Annotated in this window: 24 protein-coding genes; 11 read left to right on the top strand and 13 right to left on the bottom strand. The window is 52.0% G+C overall.

The window, feature by feature from the left end; all coding sequences use genetic code 11:
• Positions 1 to 35 precede the first annotated feature (35 nt).
• The gene (locus IPK01_08245) at positions 36 to 926 is read left to right on the top strand and encodes a UbiA family prenyltransferase (GenBank protein MBK7933483.1); all 891 of its coding nucleotides are present in this window, start codon (positions 36 to 38) and stop codon (positions 924 to 926) included.
• Complete coding sequence (locus IPK01_08240; GenBank protein ID MBK7933482.1) at positions 923 to 1,573, top strand: Crp/Fnr family transcriptional regulator; 651 nt, start codon at positions 923 to 925, stop codon at positions 1,571 to 1,573. Before IPK01_08245 ends, IPK01_08240 begins: the two co-directional genes overlap by 4 nt.
• Here IPK01_08240 and IPK01_08235 read toward each other — a convergent pair.
• The 8 genes from IPK01_08235 to IPK01_08200 all read right to left on the bottom strand — a co-directional run bounded on the left by IPK01_08235 (position 1,542) and on the right by IPK01_08200 (position 9,515).
• Positions 1,542 to 1,964 carry a group III truncated hemoglobin gene (locus IPK01_08235; GenBank protein ID MBK7933481.1) on the bottom strand — a complete coding sequence of 141 codons (423 nt, stop codon included), beginning with the start codon at positions 1,962 to 1,964 and terminating at the stop codon, positions 1,542 to 1,544. The two genes, IPK01_08240 and IPK01_08235, sit on opposite strands and share 32 nt — an antisense overlap.
• Positions 1,965 to 1,966: 2 nt before the next feature.
• Entirely contained in the window at positions 1,967 to 4,201 is a 2,235-nt protein-coding gene (locus IPK01_08230) for a nitric-oxide reductase large subunit (protein ID MBK7933480.1), read from the bottom strand.
• A gap of 21 nt (positions 4,202 to 4,222) precedes the next feature.
• Positions 4,223 to 4,555 carry a hypothetical protein gene (locus IPK01_08225; GenBank protein MBK7933479.1) on the bottom strand — a complete coding sequence of 111 codons (333 nt, stop codon included), beginning with the start codon at positions 4,553 to 4,555 and terminating at the stop codon, positions 4,223 to 4,225.
• A gap of 155 nt (positions 4,556 to 4,710) precedes the next feature.
• Positions 4,711 to 6,456, bottom strand: coding sequence for a CSLREA domain-containing protein (locus IPK01_08220; protein MBK7933478.1), 1,746 nt, complete (start codon positions 6,454 to 6,456; stop codon positions 4,711 to 4,713).
• Positions 6,457 to 6,592: 136 nt separating this feature from the next.
• Positions 6,593 to 7,453 carry an ABC transporter substrate-binding protein gene (locus tag IPK01_08215; GenBank protein ID MBK7933477.1) on the bottom strand — a complete coding sequence of 287 codons (861 nt, stop codon included), beginning with the start codon at positions 7,451 to 7,453 and terminating at the stop codon, positions 6,593 to 6,595.
• Positions 7,454 to 7,456: 3 nt separating this feature from the next.
• Positions 7,457 to 8,212: a methyltransferase domain-containing protein gene (locus IPK01_08210; GenBank protein MBK7933476.1), complete on the bottom strand. Its 756-nt coding sequence runs from the start codon at positions 8,210 to 8,212 to the stop codon at positions 7,457 to 7,459.
• Positions 8,213 to 8,271: 59 nt separating this feature from the next.
• A complete protein-coding gene (locus IPK01_08205; GenBank protein MBK7933475.1) occupies positions 8,272 to 8,874 on the bottom strand; it encodes a transposase in 603 nt (200 codons plus the stop codon).
• Between the two features lie 32 nt (positions 8,875 to 8,906).
• Entirely contained in the window at positions 8,907 to 9,515 is a 609-nt protein-coding gene (locus IPK01_08200; protein ID MBK7933474.1) for a UbiX family flavin prenyltransferase, read from the bottom strand.
• Positions 9,516 to 9,615: 100 nt separating this feature from the next.
• Here IPK01_08200 and larB point away from each other — a divergent pair, with 100 nt between their 5' ends.
• Positions 9,616 to 10,377, top strand: coding sequence for a nickel pincer cofactor biosynthesis protein LarB (larB, locus tag IPK01_08195; protein MBK7933473.1), 762 nt, complete (start codon positions 9,616 to 9,618; stop codon positions 10,375 to 10,377).
• 143 nt (positions 10,378 to 10,520) lie between these two features.
• Here the strand turns inward: larB and IPK01_08190 are convergent, their stop codons facing one another.
• The 3 genes from IPK01_08190 to IPK01_08180 all read right to left on the bottom strand — a co-directional run bounded on the left by IPK01_08190 (position 10,521) and on the right by IPK01_08180 (position 14,148).
• Positions 10,521 to 10,922 (bottom strand): hypothetical protein, encoded by a 402-nt coding sequence (locus IPK01_08190; GenBank protein MBK7933472.1) that lies wholly within the window; start codon positions 10,920 to 10,922, stop codon positions 10,521 to 10,523.
• Positions 10,923 to 11,232: 310 nt separating this feature from the next.
• The gene (locus tag IPK01_08185) at positions 11,233 to 12,660 is read right to left on the bottom strand and encodes a tetratricopeptide repeat protein (GenBank protein ID MBK7933471.1); all 1,428 of its coding nucleotides are present in this window, start codon (positions 12,658 to 12,660) and stop codon (positions 11,233 to 11,235) included.
• Between the two features lie 180 nt (positions 12,661 to 12,840).
• On the bottom strand, positions 12,841 to 14,148 hold the full coding sequence (locus tag IPK01_08180; GenBank protein MBK7933470.1) for a hypothetical protein: 1,308 nt from the start codon (positions 14,146 to 14,148) through the stop codon (positions 12,841 to 12,843).
• A 145-nt stretch (positions 14,149 to 14,293) separates the two neighbouring features.
• Between IPK01_08180 and rpiB the strand changes: the two genes are divergently transcribed.
• From rpiB to IPK01_08155, 5 genes are all read left to right on the top strand, one after another.
• Positions 14,294 to 14,743, top strand: a complete 450-nt coding sequence (gene rpiB, locus IPK01_08175) for a ribose 5-phosphate isomerase B (protein ID MBK7933469.1) — start codon at positions 14,294 to 14,296, stop codon at positions 14,741 to 14,743.
• Positions 14,744 to 14,747: 4 nt separating this feature from the next.
• Positions 14,748 to 15,314, top strand: coding sequence for an NAD(P)H-dependent oxidoreductase (locus IPK01_08170; GenBank protein MBK7933468.1), 567 nt, complete (start codon positions 14,748 to 14,750; stop codon positions 15,312 to 15,314).
• Between the two features lie 30 nt (positions 15,315 to 15,344).
• Positions 15,345 to 16,163 carry a helix-turn-helix transcriptional regulator gene (locus IPK01_08165; GenBank protein MBK7933467.1) on the top strand — a complete coding sequence of 273 codons (819 nt, stop codon included), beginning with the start codon at positions 15,345 to 15,347 and terminating at the stop codon, positions 16,161 to 16,163.
• 51 nt (positions 16,164 to 16,214) lie between these two features.
• Complete coding sequence (locus IPK01_08160) at positions 16,215 to 16,619, top strand: DUF1761 domain-containing protein (GenBank protein MBK7933466.1); 405 nt, start codon at positions 16,215 to 16,217, stop codon at positions 16,617 to 16,619.
• A gap of 146 nt (positions 16,620 to 16,765) precedes the next feature.
• Positions 16,766 to 17,338 (top strand): DUF4287 domain-containing protein, encoded by a 573-nt coding sequence (locus tag IPK01_08155; protein ID MBK7933465.1) that lies wholly within the window; start codon positions 16,766 to 16,768, stop codon positions 17,336 to 17,338.
• Between the two features lie 69 nt (positions 17,339 to 17,407).
• Here IPK01_08155 and IPK01_08150 read toward each other — a convergent pair whose 3' ends face one another.
• Positions 17,408 to 18,073 carry a DUF2461 domain-containing protein gene (locus tag IPK01_08150; protein MBK7933464.1) on the bottom strand — a complete coding sequence of 222 codons (666 nt, stop codon included), beginning with the start codon at positions 18,071 to 18,073 and terminating at the stop codon, positions 17,408 to 17,410.
• Between the two features lie 34 nt (positions 18,074 to 18,107).
• On the opposite strand from IPK01_08150, the gene IPK01_08145 reads away from it, so the two are divergent.
• On the top strand, positions 18,108 to 20,168 hold the full coding sequence (locus IPK01_08145; protein ID MBK7933463.1) for a PD40 domain-containing protein: 2,061 nt from the start codon (positions 18,108 to 18,110) through the stop codon (positions 20,166 to 20,168).
• Here the strand turns inward: IPK01_08145 and IPK01_08140 are convergent.
• Positions 20,165 to 20,623 (bottom strand): VOC family protein, encoded by a 459-nt coding sequence (locus tag IPK01_08140; protein ID MBK7933462.1) that lies wholly within the window; start codon positions 20,621 to 20,623, stop codon positions 20,165 to 20,167. The genes IPK01_08145 and IPK01_08140 overlap by 4 nt on opposite strands.
• Positions 20,624 to 20,757: 134 nt before the next feature.
• Here IPK01_08140 and IPK01_08135 point away from each other — a divergent pair, with 134 nt between their 5' ends.
• Positions 20,758 to 21,027 (top strand): UBP-type zinc finger domain-containing protein, encoded by a 270-nt coding sequence (locus tag IPK01_08135; GenBank protein MBK7933461.1) that lies wholly within the window; start codon positions 20,758 to 20,760, stop codon positions 21,025 to 21,027.
• Between the two features lie 42 nt (positions 21,028 to 21,069).
• Positions 21,070 to 21,984, top strand: coding sequence for a hypothetical protein (locus IPK01_08130; protein ID MBK7933460.1), 915 nt, complete (start codon positions 21,070 to 21,072; stop codon positions 21,982 to 21,984).
• Positions 21,985 to 22,002: the final 18 nt, after the last annotated feature.

Genomic DNA, 22,002 nt, shown 5'->3' with positions numbered 1-22,002 from the left:
CTCGACACCGCAATTTTGTTAAACTCTTCGATTCGATGGCAAGTCTCTGGCAAAAACTTAATACTACCCTCGCGATGATCAAGTTCGAGCATACTCTGTTCGCACTTCCCTTTGCGTTCCTGGGGGCGATCCTCGCAATGAGCTCGCTTCCGGACTGGCGGGAACAATTTCCAAATTGGTGGCAATTACTCTGGATCACGGTCGCAATGTTTGGTGCCCGTTCCGCGGCAATGACATTTAACCGTATTGTCGATAGAGATATCGACGCTAAGAACCCGCGCACCGCCGGCCGCGAATTGCCGAGCGGTAAGCTGTCGGTCGGATTTGCCTGGGCGTTTCTTTATGTTTCGATCGGCGTGTTTTTGGTAGCGTCGTACTCGCTTAATTGGCTCACGTTCGCACTGTCACCTGTCGCCCTGATATGCGTTCTTGGATATTCGTACGCAAAACGATTCACGGCTGCCGCTCATATTTTACTCGGCCTGGCTCTCGCGATATCGCCGTCAGCAGCGTGGATCGCCGTCAGGGGTTCGCTTAGCGATGAGATCCCGATATTACTCTCGTTGATGGTACTGATGTGGACGGCTGGTTTTGACGTACTTTATGCCTGTCAGGATTTTGAGTTTGATAAGAAGTCAGGACTACACTCGATACCCGCACGCTTCGGTATCGCACGTTCCCTTTGGATCGCTCGTTTATTTCATTTTCAGGCGTTTATAGTGTTGCTGATATTATATCTTGTCACCGGTTTGGGTTTCCTGGCTCTCGCTGGCGTTGTTGCGACGGGCATGTTGCTCGTATATCAGCACACACTCATCAAGGCTAATGATCTCAGCAAGATGAACGCGGCCTTCTTCACCACGAACGCCTTTGTCAGCGTTATTCTTCTTCTCACGTTCGGTGGTGCTGTTTTTCTTGAAAAATGAAACCGCTCCTAGCAAACATCAGCCCGGAACTTGCCGCAACGCTATACTCCCGCGGCAATAAACGCTCGTACAGTGTAGAACAAGAGATTTTCGCAGAAGGAGACTCTGCAGAATTCTTGCCTGTCGTTATTACCGGTGCGATCAAGATGTATCGCTCGCCCGAGCCCGGCAAAGAAGTGATAATCGGTATTTTTCGGAACGGCGAGATGTTTGCCGTGCCGCCTGTGTTTGATGGTGGGCCGTTTCCCGCTTCGGCTTCGGCGATCGAGGATACGCAGCTACTGCAGATCCGCCGTGTCGCGTTTCAGGAACTTTTGAAGGAGTCGGCCGAGTTTGCCTACTCCGTGATCGCCTGGACGTGCGAGATGCTTAGAGAAAAAACGTCGATCATCCGCAACCTTGCCACCGCCTCACCGGAACATCGTGTCGGCAATGTCCTCATAAAACTGGCCGAGGCACATGATCCTGCGTTTTTTCCGATTAGGATCGCGGTCCGTCGCCAAGACATCGCGGAAATGGCGAGCCTGACGACTGAAACAACGATCCGTGTAATTCGACGATTTGCCGATCAAGGAATGCTTCGGATCATTCACGGTAAGGTGATGATCGATTCGGTCATGCCTCTACGGCAATTTCTTCGGGATTAGTTGATCCTTCGCTCAGAATGCCGAGATTTACCTGAAATCGGCTAGCGATCGATCGGGCCCGGAATTTAATGAACTCAGTCCGCGGTCCGGCGAATTCGTCATCGACACTTTTTACAAATAGCTCGAGCCATCTCGAAAAGTGATCGGACTTGAATGCCGATCGTAGATGCAGTTGCCGATGAACCTCCATCGGATTTCGCCCGCGAAGCTGATAATCGCCCGTCCGAAACAAGATCGCCTCCCAAAAATCGCCGATTATCGGTAAATGGTGTTCGAGGTCGAGCTTCGCGACATCTCTGAAAATATAGCCGATGACCTCGTCAGCGAGTGCCCTTTCGTAGAACACACGCATGACGAGATCAATATCGGTCCTTGTTTCGATATCACGCATAATTATGGAAGTTCGGCAGCCCGGTTTGTCCCTTTGGTCAACATTAGCTTGAGTGCGAACCAAACGAACGCCACTGCCCCCACTGCGAATACGGTATCGCCTACCATACGCATCCAACGCAAGGTCTGCATTAGATCGGTCTGCATAAATTCCGGGCTGCGTGCCGACCAATAACCGACCGATACCGACTGATACGTCTGCAGTAATCCGATCGGCAATAGGCTTAGGAGCATCTCCATCAGCATACCGATGTTGATTGCCCAAAAAGCAAATCCGAGCAGCTTTGTATTCCAGATCCGTTCCGGCTGCATCGCCCTCATACAAAAGAGCAGAAGAGCGAGGCCAAGTGTTCCATACACACCGTACAATGCTCCGTGTGCGTGAACGGCAGTGGTATTGAGCCCTTGCATATAATACAGAGCAATGGGCGGATTGATCATGAATCCGAAGATGCCCGCGCCAACTAGGTTCCAAAACGCCACCGCGACGAAGAAATAGACCACCCATTTATATTGAGCAAGCCATGGTTTCACTTTCGAATGGCGGATATTCTCGAACGCCTCGTAGCCGACAAATACCAGCGGCACGATCTCAAGTGCGCTAAATACCGATCCAAATGCCAACGCTATTGTCGGCGTTCCGGCAAAGTACAAATGATGCAGCGTTCCAATGATGCCGCCGCTAAGGTATATCGCGCCCGAGAGCAGCGAGGCCTGCGCGGCATGTTCGGCTTTGATCACCTTTAATCGGGCGAACAAGAACGCGATAACGACAGTCGCAAAGACCTCAAAAAATCCTTCTACCCAAAGGTGAACGACCCACCAACGCCAATATTCGACTACCGTGATATGCGAGCGCATTCCCCAGAACAAACCCGGAGCGTAAAACAGAGCTATGCCGGCCGTTGTACCCATAAAAAGCCAGATCAGCGACTTATTTGTACCTTCACGTTTCAATGCCGGAATTGCGGCACGGGCGATCAGGAACAGCCATAGAAGCAGGCCAATAAACAACGCCGCTTGCCAGACGCGGCCGAGGTCGACGTATTCATAACCCTGATGGCCGAACCAAAACCACAGATCGCCGTTGCCGAGTTTGTGCATGACGCTCATCCATTGCCCGCCCATCGACCCGAGCACGACGATCAGCAAAGCACCAAATAATACGTCAACGCCGAGCTTCTGGAATTTCGGTTCTTTTCCGCAGATATACGGCGAGATAAACAGGCCGGCCGCCAGCCAAGCCGTGGCGATCCAGAAAATACCGAGCTGTGTATGCCACGTTCGTGAAACGACATACGGCAGATAATCCTGGAGGGGAATTCCATACAAACCGCCGCCCTCGACACCGTAATGCGCCGTGATAATACCCATCACGATCTGCAGTAAAAAAAGTAGCGAAACAACGAGAAAATACTTGACCGTCGCCTTTTGCGATGCGGTCAGGGTCTCTCCGATCAGCGGGTCGCTATCGGGCGTCTCGCTGTCCTCAGCTTCCTTTCGCCACCCCGCATAAAACCAGACCATCGCACCGATACCCGCGATGAGCATGATCACGCTGACACCCGTCCAGACGATCGCCGAACTCGTCGGAACGTTCCCGACGAGCGGCTCGGACGGGAAATTACTCGTGTAAGAAATGTTATTGTTAGGACGATTCGCCACCGAGGCCCACGCTGTCCAGAAGAAAAATGCGGTGAGCGAGCGAAGCTTAACCGGATCGGACTGAGCATTTCGCTGGATCGCATAATCCTTGTTGCCGTTGGCAAACACGTCCGAATAATGTTTGAGATTGTCCTCAAATGCCTTGGCCCGCAGCGGGTCGACAGTTATATTTCCGGTGGATTCGTCGTACGTATTCGTACGCATCATATCTTGCAGCCGCTGCCTAAGAACGGCCTGCTTTTCGCTCGAGAGAGTGTCGTATGTGCCGCCCGACTCGGCGGCGGCCCACGAATTCAATATGAATACTGATTCACGATGCAAATAGTCCGCAGTCCAATCAGGAGCAACATAAGAGCCGTGCCCCCAGATCGAACCGACCTGCATTCCACCCATTGCCTGCCAGACATTTTGACCGTCTGAGACCTGTTCCGCCGCGATCAACACCGTACCGTCGGTCGATACGACCTCTTTCGGTATCGGCGGAGCCTGACGAAATATCTCCGTTCCGACCCAGCCCAAAATCGCAAACGACAATACAAATACCGCACCTAATATTATCCAAAGCCTCTTCATACTCCCCCCCGTCTCGAATCTTCAATTCGCCTTAAATTTCGTAACCAAAATGTGCACCTCGGGATCGGCGACTACTTCATGCTCGATACCGGCCTCAAGTGTAAGTAATGTTCCCGGACGCAGTTCCTGAAACTCGTCGAGCTCCGATCCCGCCGCAAATACTCCTTTGCCCGAAATGCAGTAAACCGTGATCGGCACATCGGCATGATGTCTCGCGAGCACGGCATTGTTTCGAAGCCTTACCTCGACCAATCTTCGAAACGTTCCATCATAGAGTTGTTCGACGGTCTTGTCCTTAGCATCGTCGGCATTTCTGTCGTGAATTGGATCTTTTATTAATTTGATGTGTTTCATATTCTATTAACCTCGGTTGTTCCTACTTTACGGCCGATTCGAGGCACACAAAATGATTGCAATCATAAAGTGATATTTTTTGGTATCGCCAAAATAAAACGCGCGGAACCCACGATAGATTCCGCGCGTTTTGTTCAATTATCCGCCAGCCTCTATTAGGGCTGAGCCGTGAAGTTCAAATTACTTATGTTGTCATTGACCAAAACAACCTGAGAACTCGGTACGAACGTGAATGACTTGCTATTGACGGTGACTGTGTAGGTCTCGCCAATATTGAGATTGTCGAAACTATAATAGCCGAACGAACTGGTCAATATCCTTCGCTGGTTTCCGCCCATATCTGCGATCGTGACCAATACTCCCTTGATGCCGCTGCCATCCGCACGAAGCACACGGCCGCCGACGCTTGCGTTTACTGCATTCGATGTGACAACAAGTCGATAGTTGACCAATGCGGAATTTGCACCGTTGGTCAGGTTTACACCGAAATCGAACGTTCCGCTCTGAGTCGGCGTTCCGGCTATTGACGCGACCACTCCTCCGGTGTTCACGGTAACGCCATTCGGCGGTGCTCCGCCCATTTGCGTGTAAGCAAATGCTCCAACATTCTGAGTCAGCCCGTAGGTGTAAGGCTGGTTTAGCTTTGCCGACGGTAATTCGGCAATATACGCGGTCGAATTTTCAAACGCACCGATATCTACCGTTCCCCCGAACGGCCTGGCGGCACCTCGCTGGTCGGTCGTGATGGCTGCCGGTGGATTGCCGATGGCACACGATAGGTCAGTTACGCAGTTTTGCCCGGCGTTAAGTGCCGGCGATGTGGTCAGCAGTGGATAGGTCTGGCCAATACCTCCGTGAGATCCCAGCGGGCCGAGAAGCGGATTCACATTCTGCAGATCGGACGCGACCCATCCGGTCGAAGTTCCAACTACGCCGATAATATTGTTACCCTGCGAATTGAAAGCACCAAGAGCATCAGGATTTGCGGCCGCACCGCTGTTTCCTGAGATGATAGTGTTGCGGACGTTGGCGTTCAGCGTCGCGGTCGATTTGTGAAGCCCGCCTGCACCGTTCGCTGCCGTGTTGCCCGATATCGTCACGTTATTCAGCGTCAATCCGACACCATTAAAAATGATCCCGCCGCCGCCCGTTCCGGCCGGAGCGTTGTTGCCCGAGATCGTAGAGTTCGTAATTGTCACGGTTCCGTTCGCCTGGATCCCGCCGCCGGCAAGGCCGGCCAGGTTGGAGGTATTTCCCGAAATGGTCGAATTGATTACATTCAGGAAGCTGGTCGAGAAATTTTGCATCGCTCCGCCCGAAGATGTCGAGGAGTTGTTGCTCACAACACAATTGATGATCGTCAGGTTTGCGGGAACGGCCGGACCGGACGATGCCGCATTATTGAATGCTCCGCCGTTTGCCGCCGAGTTTCCGGTGATGATCGAATTTGAGACGACCATCGTACCGCCGACGTTGTATATAGCTCCGCCGCGGCCCGTATTTGTCGCTCCAACACCGTTCCCGCCTGTAAATCTCAAATTGTTGATATTGACCACTACATTCGCTCCGCTCGCAAAGATTCGGCTCGCGTTGTTACCACTGATCGTCAATTTGTCGGCTCCGGGGCCAGTGATCGTCAGCGTCCCGTTGTTTGCAAAAACGATCTCCGTGCCGCCGAGCGTGATGGTTTGCGGCGCGTTGAAAAGGGCAGAAAACGCCACAATGTCGTTATCGATGGTAGCGTTTGCGGCCACCACGGCCTCGCGCAAACTGCAATCGGAGTCGCAAGTGCCGTCGGACGTGTCGGCGGTCTTTGTGACCGTATACGTTGCTCCAAAAACCGACGCACTTGAACCGACGATCAAGACCAGACCAAAGACAATGCCGCAAATCCTAAACATAGGGCCTCCATTTCTGCTGATTTTTACTTTGCTTTCGGCAACAGTCTATACCAAAACTCTCGAACTGCAAAGTATTTTTACGCGCAAAAAAGGCGTGCCGGGCACACCCTTTTTCCTAAATATCATTTAGCCCTAATTAATCTACGAAATCGATCTTGACCTTGTGCGGGATAATGCCCTTTTTGTGGCCCTCGGCCATGAGGCGTTTTACAGCTTCGCGGCCGCGGTCGCCGTAGTCGAGCGTGAGGTCGTTGACCCACATCGCGACGAAGCGGTCTGCAAGTTCCGGCTGCATATCACGGGCAAACTGCATCGCATAGGCGAGTGCGTCCTCACGGTTTTCCATCGAATATACGATGCTCGCGTGCAGGTGTTTCGAGACCTGTTTCATCAGGTCCTTGCCGAGGTCGCGGCGGATAACATTGCCGCCCATCGGCAGCGGAAGTCCGGTCTTGTCAAACCACCATTCGCCGAGGTCGAGCACCTTGTTAAGACCCATTTGGTTGTAGAATAGCTGACCTTCGTGAATGAGCAGGCCCGCGTCAACCTTGTCTTTCTGCACCGCTTCGATGATCTCGTCGAATGGATAAACGACGTATTCAAAATCGGGATTGAAGATCCGAAGAGCGAGAAACGCGCTTGTCAGTTCGCCCGGAATGGCGATCTTCATCGAACCGATCTCGTCCGCCGAACGCGGCTCTTTCGACACAACGATCGGGCCGTATTTGTCGCCGATGCTCGCACCGTGCGGCAGCAGAGCATATTTGTCGGCAACATACGCATACGCGTGAAACGAGATCGCCGTCACGTCAAACACGCCGTTTTTGGCGTCTTCGTTGAGCGATTGGATATCTTTGAGCGTGTGCTCAAATTTCAAACCGTCGGTCTCGAGTTTGTTGGTAGCGAGTCCATAGAACATGAACGCGTCGTCCGAATCGGGCGAATGCGCTACTGTGATGGTGCGTGTTTCGGGAGATGTTCCTGCTGATAATGGCATACTCTAGATCTGGGAAAAATACACTCGCGTGTCGTACGAAACCTTTATTTTACCGTTTTCGGCGTGTTTCGCAAATAGGGCTTCTAGTTCGGCGATCATCGCGGGAAATACGTCGGCGGTTTCGCTCGGCATATATGATGAAGACAGCATTCGGCCCTTTATACCGTCAAAATCGAAGACCTGCTCATTCTGAAATATCGCCGAACCGTAATCTTGTTGAAAAAATCCGCGAAGCTCTGCGTCCGCAATATTTTCATGACGGACATTTCCATAGTCATTTGCGTACCTGAGTAGAAACGCCTCGTACTCGACCAGAAACGGCGTCGCGTCGAGTTGGCGTTCGTTCCAGATGAGTACAATGTACCCGCCCGGCTTGAGAATTCGTCTAAATTCGGGACGAGTCCAGTCAGGATCGAACCAATGAAACGCCTGTGCCGCGACGACCAGATCAACCGAAGCGTTGTCTAACGTCGTCGCTTCTGAAGTGCCGTCAATGGCAATGAACCAAGGAAATTCGGCAAGCTGTCGTACCGCCGCTGCTCGCATCGCGGCGTTCGGTTCGACACCAAAAACACGGTTGCCGTTCTCCAAAAACATCCGGCACGAAATGCCCGTTCCGCATCCGACATCCGCCACTACCGACTCACGGGTCAAACCGCAGTTCGCCTCCAGATACGCCACTATCTCACGCGGATAATCGGGCCGGTATTTAACGTAATTCTCAACACGATTTGAAAATCTCTCGACGGTATCTGTCATAGGTTCAGAGTGCAAGCTTCAGCTTGTCCCAACGCGATCATCCACGAACTTGAGCTAAACTAATAAACGTCCCATCCCTTACCATAATCCAAAACCGGATAATCCCGCCAAATCCTCGCCGCCTCTTCGCGCCCAAATTCTTCCAGATAAATATGCGCGCTAGAGTACGGCCATTCCTGCCAATGTTCGACATACTCGTGCTGAACCGCGTTGTTATTGATGTAATTGAGACTAGCCCAATAATGTCTGTCAGACTTCATCTCGCGGTCAAAATAGTTGCACCATACCTTGCGTCCGACTTCCCCGTCTTCTTGGTTCCAAGTTCTCGACGTTCGCCCGTGAAGTTGTCCGAGTAGCTTCCTAAGTTCCTTTATTCGGTCGGTTCGTGCGAGCAGATGATAGTGATTTGGGAGTACGCACCACGCGTATACTTTTGCTCCCACTGCTGCGCATGCGTCAAGCAGTTGCGATTCAAAATCGGCTATCCGCTCGACACTTTTCCCGATCATTTGCCGATGTTCAAAACAGGCCGCTGTGATGATAAACGTGAAGGAGCCGATAAAATCCAAATGCGGCGGACGATGCCATGGTAGATAATGGAACTTGCGGTCGCGGAGGATGCGTTCCTGTTGGGCCTTCGTGAGTTTTCGCCACTTGTACATATCGTGCGTTGGGACAAGCTAAAGCTTGCACTCTAAACCTCTTCGCCGGTCCACTCACTCTTCTTCGAATGCGGAATATCAAACTGATCCAGTATCCGAAAACACAAATGCTCGACGAGTTCGTCGATTGTCTTCGGCCGATGGTAGAAGCCAGGGCTCGCCGGCACAATTTGTGCTCCGGCGTTTGTCAGCCTGAGCATGTTCTCAAGATGAATCGCGTTGTATGGCGTCTCACGCGGCACGAGGACGAGTTTACGGCGTTCTTTGAGGCAAACATCTGCAGCACGATGGATCAGATTAGTCCCCGCACCCGATGCGATCGCACCGAGCGTACCCATCGAACACGGCACGATTATCATTCCTGCTTGTTTATTCGATCCCGATGACGGTTTCGCTGCAAAATTGTCGAGCCGCCAATATCTTATTAACTTTGAGTCTGCACTCAGGCCTAGCCATTCATTGATCTTCGCTGTATTTATATCGCGAAGATTCGCCCCGGTTTCGACCTGAGCAACTACGGCGGCCGTTCCCGATATTATCAGATTTATCGTCTCGACCACCCCGCTCGCGGCCAGCAATTGCAGCGTCCGATGCGCATATATCGTGCCCGAAGCACCCGTGATCGCGACCGTTAATTCCATATGTTTGATATTAGCCTCTGTTTACAAAATTCGAAAGCTTTCGTTCCTTTCGGCCCATTGACATTTATTCGCCTGCGGGTTTGTTGTAGATTCTAAACAGATGAATATTGACGATATTAGATCGATCCTCGACGCGGTTTCGAGCGGAAATGTAACTGCCGACTCGGCCGCCGAACAGATCAAGAACCTTTCCTTCGAAGATGTCGGCTACGCAAAGATCGACCACGGACGTGCGACGCGGCAAGGGTTTCCTGAGGTAGTTTTCGGCCAGGGCAAGACCCGCGAACAGGTCGTAGGTATTTTTGAAAAACTCATCGTTCGCTCGCCGAATGTGCTGATCACACGTACTACTGCCGATGTTTACGGCGAAATTCGCAACGTTCTCGCCGACGCCGAGTGGCATGAAAGTGCGAAACTTATTCGCGTGATGCGCGACAAGACCGAGCTCGGAGGCGGCGAGATCGCCGTCGTCACCGCCGGAACCAGCGATATTCCCGTCGCCGAAGAAGCAGCACTCACCGCCGAAGCGATGGGCAATCGCGTCACACGTATCTGGGACGCGGGCGTCGCCGGCATCCACCGCATCATCTCACAGCGTGAGATCCTGCAAAATGCCCGTGTCGTCATCGTCGCGGCCGGTATGGAAGGAGCTCTGCCGTCGGTCGTCGGCGGACTTGTCGCCGTGCCCGTCATCGGCGTCCCGACCAGCATCGGTTACGGTGCATCTTTCGGCGGTATCGCCGCACTGCTCGGTATGCTCAATTCCTGCTCGTCAAATGTCACTGTCGTTAACATCGACAACGGATTCGGCGCCGGTTTCGTCGCCAGCCTGATCAACCGTTCGCCCGGCCCGACCGCGTAAGAATATTGATCAACAATTAGCGTATTTGCTGCGACAGGGGCGGCTTGCCTGCCGGGCCGACCGATCCGCCGGTAAACAACTAGCCGCGGCCTCGATCTTCCGGGAGAGATCTCGTCGAAGCCGGAAACTCGAGGCACTTTTCTTTAATTCCGTCGGCCGGAGCCGCGCTTTTTTCGAGTTGTCGATCGCGTTTTGAGAAGGCCGAGGACGAGGATCCCGTTTTCGATCTCCGCCTGCAGGAAACGAACCGTTTCGTCGAACCGCATATCGTGACGCTCGCAAAAAGGTTTTATTCGGATGCGTTTATTATCGCTGCGGCCCTTGTTACGCAGGGGAAACGCACTGGTCATAAACCTACTTACAGGCCGCAGCCCGATTACATCCGTGTCCGGATCATACATCAGCTTGACGGCCTCCGGCCTTCCCAACGCTTCGAAAGTAAATCGATTTAACATCAGGTCTCCGACTCGGTTTATCGAAACGTATATGTTTTCCGGCTCCGGTTGTCTCGGCCCATCCTCGTATTCGATCCAGTTCCTATTCATTTTGGTCACCTCTCAAGATCGCTTTTAATTGTATCATCTGTATCGCTTTGTTGCAAGCATGATATTACGGGATGAGATATCTTTCTTCTGATCCTAATGTAAAGTTGGGGCGAATTTCGGACTACATAGACTACGTTTAGACCCAAACTGCTAACTTGGACTACGTTGATCAGCCTGACCAATAGCGAAGATCACAGCAGGAAACGGATTGTCGCTGGGGCCGATTTTCGTTGTCGCTGACCGCGAAAATCGTTGTCGCAGACCTGAAATACACTGTCGCAGAGGAGTAATTTTATTGTCGCAGAAATGGTTAGGGATTTAACAAGACATAGAGCCTGTCTGCCCAGTCTGACCGGGAATTTTTGAGTATCTCGTATTGGACCTGAGCGAGGTCGCGGTTACCTTGTTTTAGATAGGCACGGCCGAGGTTGTAACGGGCTTTGTCAAAGTCAGGGTTGTAGCCGAGCGCACTGTTCAGTGCCTCAATACTCTCGTCTGGTTTGCCCGCTTCGAGGTAGCTTTCGCCGAGATAATTGTATGTTTTGGCATCCGGCTTGTATGTTTTTAGCTGATCGAAAATGACCGCAGAATCGCCGTAACGCTTTTGTTTATAGAGTGCCAGACCGAGTTTTTCGATCGAATTCACGTGATCGGGCTTGATCGCGATCGCACGGCGAAAGGCAAGTATCTCTTCGTCGACACGATTCATTTTGCCAAAGGTAAGGCCCAGTGAATACTGTGTGTCCGCGTTGTCTTCGTCGAGCCTGACGGCCTGCCGATAGGCTTCGACGGCATCCTTATATTGCCCAAGTGCGTAGCTGGATGCACCAATGTTTATATAGGTCGCTGCCCATTCCGGCCTGAGTTTTGCGGCCGTACGCGACGCCTTCAACGCTTCGGCGTGACGCCCCAGAATGCCATAGCAAAACCCCGCCTGATACCACGCCTCCGCATAATTCGGATCTGCTTCGACGGCTCGTTCAAAATACGGGACAGCCCGAGCGTAATCGTCACGCGACATCTGAGCCAGACCTTGCGAATAGAGCCTCTCGGCCGACGAACGTTTACTTTTTGCAGCTTCAGAGTTAAGCGTCGAAAATGTTTGGAGTTCGGTGATCTTTAGCTGAGCGATGCGTTCGGCCGGAACGGCAAAATTCAGATTTTGCCCTTCGGCAGCCTGCAAAGTCGCGACGCCGATGACTTGGCCGGCCATATTGACCACAGGCGACCCCGAAGAACCGGGCGATATCGACGCCGTAATTTGAATGATCTTGCCGTAACCTGAGATCTCGCGAACAGCCGAAACAATACCGTTGGAAACACTGCCTTCGAGTCCGAAGGGATTACCGATGACAACGATCGATTCGCCTTCCTGCGGCACCGCACGAACGATCGGCAGCGGCACTGCGAGGGCCCGCGGAACATCAACCTGGAGCAGAGCAAGGTCGCCCTCGCCATCGACGGCCAACACGCCGCGGACCGTAAACTTCTTGCCGTCAAGCAGATGTATCACGACACGGCTTGATCTCTCGATCACATGCCGATTTGTGATAACGCGGTCCGGAGCAATGAAAAAACCACTCCCGCGTGCTATCGGATTGTCCTTGGCGTCAAACGTCTCGATCGCGACAGCCGACGGCTTTATGCGTTTCACGAGCTCAGGCAAAAATTCCTGCGCAGATGCATTGACCGCAAACGCAGCCAAAAGCAGCAGGGATTTTACCAAAGTTCTTATCATCTTTTCGATAGATGCGAGATCTGTTGCGATTATATGCCCTTTGGTGCGCTCCAACAAACTTTTCAAAAAGAAAGAGCGGGCTGAACCTAAGTCCCAAAAACTCCCGCATTAAAAAAGCCGCCCAAGAGACCTCTTGGACAGCTTCAAAAAACAAATTCTAACTTCTTATTTATTTGGCTTTCATCTATTAATTATGCCATTGCCATCAAGAGCCGTGTAGACATCGGACGAATACAGCCCGAGCCATTTGTCCGAGCCCGGCGTCTTGAATATATCGGTATAGACGCGATCATTGAAGGTTTCCAATGCTTCGGTACCCCGATTTGCGTTTAGCCACTCATAGATCTTGGTGTGGTAGAGAAAATCATTCCGCGTCGTGTCGAGTGCGACGAAGCTTTCTAGTTTTGCGAGCAAACCCTTGAATTCGCTTTCTGTCAGCCCTGTCTTTGCATTTTGCCGGCGAATGAAAGCACGGCTGTTGTCGTCGATCTTGAGTACCGGTGAATACAGTTTCGCGAGTTTGTCCCAGTCGGTAAAGGTCACCGCAGGTTCAAATTTAGCGAAATCATCATATACCCGTAAAATCGAATATTCGTCTGTCACGACCATTTTTGCCGTCGCGATCGGGGCCGCCGAAAGTGCACTTGGTGCTGCAAGCACGAGGCCCGAATTGTCCGCTGGTGTTTCTTTGAGTTCGACCTTTGCATATCCGACCGCTTTGTCGCGTTTTTGCTTGATCTGGTCAAAGTTCATCTGGCGGTATCGCATAAAGGCTCGTGCCCGGTCATTTTTTGGGAAATTCCCGGCTATTTTAGATATCTCGCGGCCATCGGTAAGATACTTGAGAAACGCCCGCGGACTATAAAGTCCCGGCAAAGCGTCGATTATCGTGCCGTCCTCATCCACAATATAGTGGATCGAATTACCTGTTATCGTTCGTTCGATCTTGCGTCCGTCGCCAAAATCGATCGTCACGCGCGGTGCCGGACGTATCGATCGCCAATGCAGAATATAGTTATCACGAAGGTACTTTGAGACCTCCGCGTTCGGGTAAAGCAACGCCCTAAACAGGCGGCTGTTAGCACAACTGAATTCCTCGTTGAGGTTGCCCAGCAGGCGAAGACTCAATATCGGTTTGTTCTGTTTGTCTGCGACCCGTTTTGCTTCTTCGATATCTGTGTACCAAAAGAGCTGCGAGGCATAATCGTCCTTCTGCATCGAAACGTTATCGAGTGCCGCCGAGATACGCAGCCATTGCTCGTCCACTTCTCCAGTCGTCTTGAAACGGTCGATCTCGGCTGCGTATTTTGTAAAAAGTGCATCCAGCCCGACGCGGCCCATTTCGCGAAGTTCCGTGATGGAAGCGGTCGCCAGGTCTTTGTCATTCGAGACCGCATTCGCCGCCAATTCCTCTGCCGTTGCAGCAAAAGTAAGAGCCGTAAACGACAGGCAGAGCACCAAGATCAACGCTAATTTTGAAATTTTCATAGTCTTTTCCCCAAACTGTGGCTTATGAACGTTTCAAACTATGAGTTCTTGCACAAATTATTAGTTGCCCAGTCGAAAACAATCGCGCGATTTTTGCCCGATTTGCGAATTACGGCTAGAATTTAGCTTCGATCAACTAAACATTATGAAAATCGCCATCGGTGCCGACCACGCAGGTTTTGAAGAAAAAGAGAGCATCAAGCCCACACTCGAAGCTCTCGGGATCGAATTTGTCGATGTCGGTACAATGTCGTCCGCCTCGGTCGACTATCCCGATTTTGCCCGTAAGGTGGCCGAAGCCGTCGCGAATGGTGACGTCGATCAAGGCCTGTTGATGTGCGGCTCGGGCACCGGCATGGCGATTTCCGCCAATAAGGTGAAAGGCGTCCGTGCAGCGGTCGCTTGGAACGAAGATATTGCCAGGCTCGCTCGCCAGCATAATAATGCGAATGTGCTTGCTCTTCCGGCGCGGTTCGCCTCAAAAGAAGAAATGGCCAATATAGTAAAGGCCTTTTTCACCACTGATTTCGAAGGCGGCCGACATGCACCGCGCGTCGATAAGATTTCACAGATCGAACGCGACGACCTTTGCTAAAAATATGTCAAAAATACTAGCCGTCGCGGGTAGCTTTCGCGAACATTCATACAACAAACGCGTCCTAAATATCGCTGCCAATGGTGCCCGTGAGGCGGGTGCCGACGTCACTGTAATCGATCTGCGCGATTTCCCGCTTCCGATCTACGACGCGGATATACAAGCTAACGGTGCGTTTGATGAAAACGCATTGCGGTTACAGGACGTATTCAACGATCACGACGGCTTTCTCATCTCGTCCCCTGAATATAACGGCGGGATTCCCGGCGGATTCAAAAATGCGATCGACTGGCTTTCACGTGCCAACGGTAAATACGGGATGTACGGCCCGATCAAAGGCAAAACGGCTGCTCTGATAACTGCCTCGCCGGGCCAGTTCGGCGGTATCCGCTGCCTCGCACATCTTCGCGGTGTTCTTTCAATAATGGGTGTCCACGTACTGCCGGCTGAGGTTGCGGTCGCATTTGTCGGACAAAAATTTGATGGTGACGGCGTTGAGATGATCGATGAAAAAACTAAACATATCCTCGAGAATCTTGGCGCTTCGCTCGCAGGTGTGCTAAAACACTAAAACGCTCGCGAACCGGGCGTTGCGAGTCCGATGATCTATCAGTTCCACATTCCCGGATTTCCGCTTGATCAGTTTGTCGAGATGATTGTCTATTTTAACGATGTGAGCTTTGCTCACAATTTCGACCGCTTTCTTCCAAACGGCGATACCGAGATCCTGATCGATTTTCACGACACTCCTCAATTCATTTACGACAACACAAGCTTGTTGGAGATACAGGCTTGTCATCACGTCTGGGCATCGGGACTGCGGACCGAGCCGATAACAATTCCGGCCGGCAATAAATCTGAGATGATGGTCATCTCGTTCAAAAAAGGCATGGCAGCCTCTTTCTTTCCGTTTCCGATGCAGGAGATCGCCGACAGTGTCATAGATGCCGATCTGGTCTGGGGTACGGATTTCGGATCGTTGCGTGAGCGTTTACTCGGTACGAGAGATATCAATTTACGCTTTCGGATCGTCGAGGACTTTCTGATCAAGGAGTTTCGCTCGCAGATGGAGGTAAACCCTTGTGTTGCGTTCGCGATCGGTGAAATGACCGAGCGGCCCGACGCGTTGAACATAGCGCGTATGAACGAAAAGATCGGCTATTCGAAGAAGCACTTTGCCGAAATGTTTCGTCGCCAAGTCGGCGTGACGCCAAAATCCTATTTGAAGATAATGCGTTTTCAGAAAGCTGTTAAAACGATCGATGCCTCCACAAATATCGATTGGAGCCGCATCTCGCTCGAATGCGGCTTTTACGATCAGTCACATTTCATTAACGATTTCAAACATTTCTCGGGCTTCACTCCGGAGAAATACGCTAAGATCCACACAAACTATCAAAACTATATTCCAGTCGGGTAGGTAAATTTTTTCCAATACACAGCCTTCGGCGCGGCCTATCATCGCCATGCTATGGAAAATATTTATATCAATCATATTGCAGTCTTTGTTTGTGCGGTCATGAGTCTTGTTATCGGCGGGCTTTGGTGGTCACCTCTCCTATTTGCAAAATTATGGCAAAAGGAAAACGGCCTGACGAACGAACAACTTGCAAAGAGCAATCCGGCAATGACATTCGGCCTGACATTTTTGCTTGCGTGGATAATGTCTTACAATCTCGCCTTCTTCCTCGGAGCTTCGGGTACGACCTGGCAATGGGGTGTGGCGGTCGGTCTACTGACGTCGATCTGGGTACTTGGTATGTTTATTATCATCGCACTGTTCGAGCAGAGGTCATGGAAATATATGGAGATCAATTGCGGTTATGTTACCGTCTATTTCGCGGTAATTGGATTTATTCTAGGAATTTGGAGGTAGGAAGGTCAGTAGCACGCACGTGAGTAAGGGCTCAAGTTTGTGTGATCTCAATTCTCGGGAGGTCAATTTTTTCGTCCCGGGTTCGAGTTGATTTTACGGCGAGTTGAGCCCTTACTTACGTCCGGGCTACGGACTCTAAGGAGACTATGGCACAGAAAACATCAGGCGAATTTGAAAAGGAATTTATGGATGGGCTGAAAGGCTCGACGGGCAAGGATCTGGCCGCTTGGCTGAAGATAATCGACGGATTTCAGAGCAAAAAACGAAACGAAGTGATCGCATGGCTAAAATCTGAACACAAGTTTCAGCACATGCACGCTTCGTTGCTCGCCGGTATTCACGCAAACGGCGGCAAACCCGTTTACGCGAGCACCGACGATCTGCTCGAGAATCAGTTTGCCAAGGCCGCCGAGATGCGTCCGCTGTATGACGCATTTGTCGCGTTCATCGCGAGGAACTTTCCTGACGCGACCTTCTTGCCGAAAAAGACTTATGTCTCGGTGCTGGAGAACCGTGAATTCGGAGCGGTAAACATTAAGAAAGCCGAACTCCGTATCGGCCTAGACCTCGGCGACCGGCCGTTTGACGACAACGTCGAAAAAGCCAAACTCACCGGCCCAATGCCGCGGATCTCGCACATGATGGTCGTCACCGATGCGGGACAATTTGACGGAGAAATGGCGGAATTATTTAAGCTATCGCACGCAAGGTGTCACTGACTGGAGCGGCAAGCATCCCTGCTTGCCCAAAAAGACCTGCACCGCAAGCAAGGATGCTTGCGGCTCCAGTCATGTTAGTGACTTCCGCAAGAACGAGATCAGCGGATACATCTCTTTCATCGTTTTCCCGAGATATTTTGGAAACTCGGACGACACTAGAAACTCGTCATCGTGCAGCTCGGTGTAGGCCATGAACTCTTTTAGTTTTAGATGTTCGACGGCTTTGTGTTCGGGATCGAAGCCTTTCGGGGCAGATTTGAGACGGTCACCGCGCATTTCGCCGAAGGTATCAGAGTAACTTTTCTTACTGATGATCTTGAGAAATTCGTGTGTATTTGCGGCGATCGCGGTGCGTATTTTCAGCAGTTCCGGGCCGTCGGGAATATGTTTGCCGCCGGCGACAAAGCTCGCTCCGGGCTGCAGGTGAAAATAGTAACCGGGCTGCATCGATTTGCGGCCGCCGGGGCTGATGTAGGCTCCGAGATTTACTTTGTACGGGCTCTTGTCCTTTGAAAATCGAACATCGCGATAGATGCGAAAAACGCATATTTTCGGGTCGATATCGGCAACGATGTCATCGAATTTGCCGATCTCGCCGATCAGGTAACCGGCAAAAGCCGTCATATTGTCCTGAGCCGCGTCGAATGCCTTTTTGTTCGCCTGAAACCATTCGCGGTTGTTGTTTGTGGAGAGTTTTTTGAGAAAATCAAGTGTTTCCTTAGTCAGCATGGTCAAACATATTATCACGGAGTCGTATAGAATTCATTTAATGAAATACCACACAATTGCCAAACTGCTTCGGATGGTCAGCCTACTGTTCATCTTCGCCGCGTGTTCCCGGATAGCGGTTTCACAGAAAGCTGACATCGAGTATCGATCCTATCTCGCCCATATTGCTGCGGCCTCAAATGCCCTGCGCGTCAACGAAACAGGCGAGGCAAGGCGTTGGATCGATGCGGCCCCGGTCAAATATCGCGGCTGGGAATGGGCCTATCTCAATGCTCAGACCAGTCAGCACGCGTTGTCACGCATAATGCATACCGCACCCGTTACCGCTGTTGCCGTTAGCCCGGACGGTAAGCTTTTGGCGAGTGCCTCGTCAGATCGCACGATCAAGATAATCGATCTGACCACCGGATCAGAGGTTTTTACTTTTACTGATGCAAAACTTTCCCCGCAGTCAGTCACGTTCTCGCCGGACGGCAAAGGTCTCGCCGCCACATTCTCGCGTCATTTGGTCATAGTTTGGGATATCGCAGCAAAAAACGAGGTCCGGCGATTTCAGGGTCAGGGCAGAGGTATTACGGCGGTCGCCTTTAGCCCTGACGGAGCATTTATCGCGGCCTGCTCGTGGAATGTCACACAGGCACGCGGCGTTTGGGGAATTGTCGAGGTTTGGGACGCCCTAACCGGAAGATCTATAAAACAACTCGAATACGGTATCAAGCCGCTCGTCGCGATCGCATTCAGTCCGGACGGGAAACGGCTAGCTGTCGCTTCGTGGGAAGTCGACAAGATCGTCGCCGTGTGGGACACGGCAAAATGGGGCGAGCCTACCGTGATGCAAAGCGAAGGCGACGAGGTTTACAAGGCGGGGCAAGCGATAGCGTTCAGCCCCGACGGAAAGTGGCTGGCTGCGGGCGGCAAGGACAATGCTATTCGAATTTGGGACACCGCAACCGGAAAAATGGCTAGAAAACTCGGCGGAGCCGGCACCGGCCATGCGAAATGGGTCAACGGCATCGCGTTCACGCCCGACGGGAAAAATCTGGTTTCGGTTTCCACAGATCAGAGCCTAAAACTGTGGGACGCCGCAACCGGAAATGAGTTAACTTCTCTTCACGGACACACAAAAAGCGTCAACGCCGTAGCCGTCGGCCCGGAAGGAAAAACTTTCTACACTGCCTCGGGCGACGCCACCGTTAAGACATGGAATTTCTCACCGGACGACGCGAAGCGACAAAGTTGGAAACACGATGGCAGCGCGTACGGATTTGCAGTCAGCCCCGATGGCAAAACGGCCGCAACTGCTGCGTGGATGGGCAAATTGCGACTGTGGAATCTCGCAACCGGAACCGAAACCGCCGTATGGCAGGCTCACGGCCAGTCGGCGAATGCTGTCGCATTTAGCCCGGACGGCAAACGGTTGGCAAGCGTCGGGAACGACAATACGATCAAATTGTGGGATATCGAGAGCAAGACTGAACTGCGGACGTTTGAAGAAGTCAAAGGTGGCAATCAACTGATCTCTGTTGATTTCAGCCCCGATGGCAAAAATGTCTTTGCAACATCATCGGCCGACAGTGCGAAGATCTGGGATGCAGAAACGGGAAAACTCGTTCGCGATCTCAATCACAAGAACGGTACGACATTCATCACGTCAACACGTGACGGCAAAATATTCGCGACGGGCGGCACCGATGGCTCGGTAATTCTCTGGGATGCCGCAAACGGCAAAACGCTCGGGAACGTATCGGCTGGCACAGGCCGCGTGTTGTCAATAGCTTTCAGCCCTGACGGGAAGCAGATTGCTGCCGCATCCGGGCGCTCCGCAAAGGTTTTCGATACAAAACTCCGCAATATTCAGCTTGTGTTGAATCACGACGAAGGCATCTATGGCATCTCGTTCAGCCCCGACGGCAAACGCCTCGTCTCGGCATCGTCTGACCAGACTGTAAAACTCTGGGACACGAGAACCGGCGAAACGGTGTTAACAATGCCTTTCGAAACGTCGATGTACGGAGCGTATTTCAGCCCCGACGGCACACGGCTTTTCGTACTGCCGATCGGCAGCGAGGTGCAAGTATTTGATTCTCGCGTTAAGTTCTAGCCGCCGTGAGCGGCCTTGGCACGTTCGCCGAGCTCCTCGGGTGTCAGGTCCTCGATATGCGTCCCAAAGGCCCACAGGTGGCCGAACGGATCTTTAAAATGTCCCGTTCGGTCGCCATAAAACTGGTCTGCGACCGGCTTTAATACCTCTAGCCCTTCCGCGATCGCCTTTTCGGTAAAGGAATCGACGTCCTCAACGTAGATATACAGGCTAACGCTCGAACCGCCGACCGTTTCCGGGCTGACCGCCAGCGGCGGAAACTCATCCGCCAACATGAATATAGCGTTTCCGATCTTCATCTCGGCATGTCCCACCATTCCGGGGCCGCCGATCCGGAATAGCTCAATGGCTCCAAATGCGCGTTTATAAAAATCGATCGCCGCCGTCGCATTTCGGCAGATCAAATAGGGCGTGATCCCTTCATAGCCTTCCGGTATCGCCTTTACTTCAGACATAACAAATTCCTCCCTAGGTGTTCCAACAATTTAGTCCGTTTTACGCCTCTGGTCAATGGATCTGTTTCAAAATTTGAGTTGACGTCTGTCGAAGCGTAAGATTATCGGAAACGGCTTTCTTAGGTAAATTTCACATGGATTATTGCGAACATATCAACGCCATACTACCGGTAAAACCAAGTGCGGCTGGCTGCGAGGAATGTCTCAAGACCGGTGATCGTTGGGTACATCTGAGGCTCTGCAGAATGTGCGGCCATGTCGGTTGCTGCGACAATTCGATAAACCGGCACGCGACCAAGCACTTTCACGCAAGCAGCCATCCCGTGATCGAATCGTTCGAGCCCGGCGAGAATTGGGGCTTTTGTTACGAGGACGATCGGTTTTACGAATCTTTGCCGAACTAAGCCGGCAGATGTCGAGTTGGAAGGCCTGTGAGCTTGAACATTATGAGCAACGCCGAACTTTTCCCCGAAATGCCGCTTGACGCCTGGAGGCCGACAAAGAACACTCTGCACCTTTATCTGCAGATCGTCGGCAAGATACGTCTGCGAACTCATCCGCGTATCAATCACTGGTGGCACGTGCCTCTCTATGTCAGTCCGCGTGGTTTGACGACCCGGACGATCCAGCACGAAGGCGGAGGCTTTGAGATCGAGTTCGACTTTCACGATCACGAACTAAAGATCCGCATGAGTGACGGCCGCGTCGAAGATTTCGCTCTCTATGACGGCCTGACGGTCGCCGATTTTTACGCGAGCGTTTTTGCAAACCTCACCAAGCTTGGCCTCAACCCCGAGATCAAGGCCGAACCGTACGAAGCTCCTTCAACGACGCCGTTCGCCGACGATCACGAAAACAAAAGTTACGACAAGGATTACGTTGAGCGTTTTCACAAGATACTTGTCGCGGTCGATGTGATATTCGAGGAATTCCGCGGCCGTTTCATAGGCAAATCGACGCCCGTACACCTGTTCTGGCACAGCTTTGACCTTGCGTTGACCCGTTTCTCCGGCCGTCCGGCACAGCCGATCGAGGGAGCCAATATGGTCACTCGCGAGGCCTATTCGCACGAGGTCATCAGTTTCGGATTTTGGTTCGGCGACGACAAGGAAAACAGCGTCGCCGCCCCGGCGTTTTATTCATATACTGCACCGAAACCTGATGGATTGGAGGATGAACCACTACAACCTGAAACCGCATTCTGGACGCCCGACGGCGGAATGGCTCTGCTAATGTACGACGATATTAGAGATCTCGAAAACCCGCGCAAAGCGGTGCTCGAATTCCTCGAAAGTGCTTATCAGGCTGGCGCAAAGCGAGCAGACTGGCCGGTCGATCAGTTAACATGGACGCCGTCATGATCTTTAGGAACTCTTAAT

It is taken from the genome of Acidobacteriota bacterium (assembly GCA_016713675.1).
In the GTDB taxonomy this organism is placed as follows: Bacteria; Acidobacteriota; Blastocatellia; order Pyrinomonadales; family Pyrinomonadaceae; genus OLB17.
The sequence above is the reverse complement of the archived record's forward strand: the minus strand, read 5'-3'. Positions and strand labels throughout refer to the sequence as shown.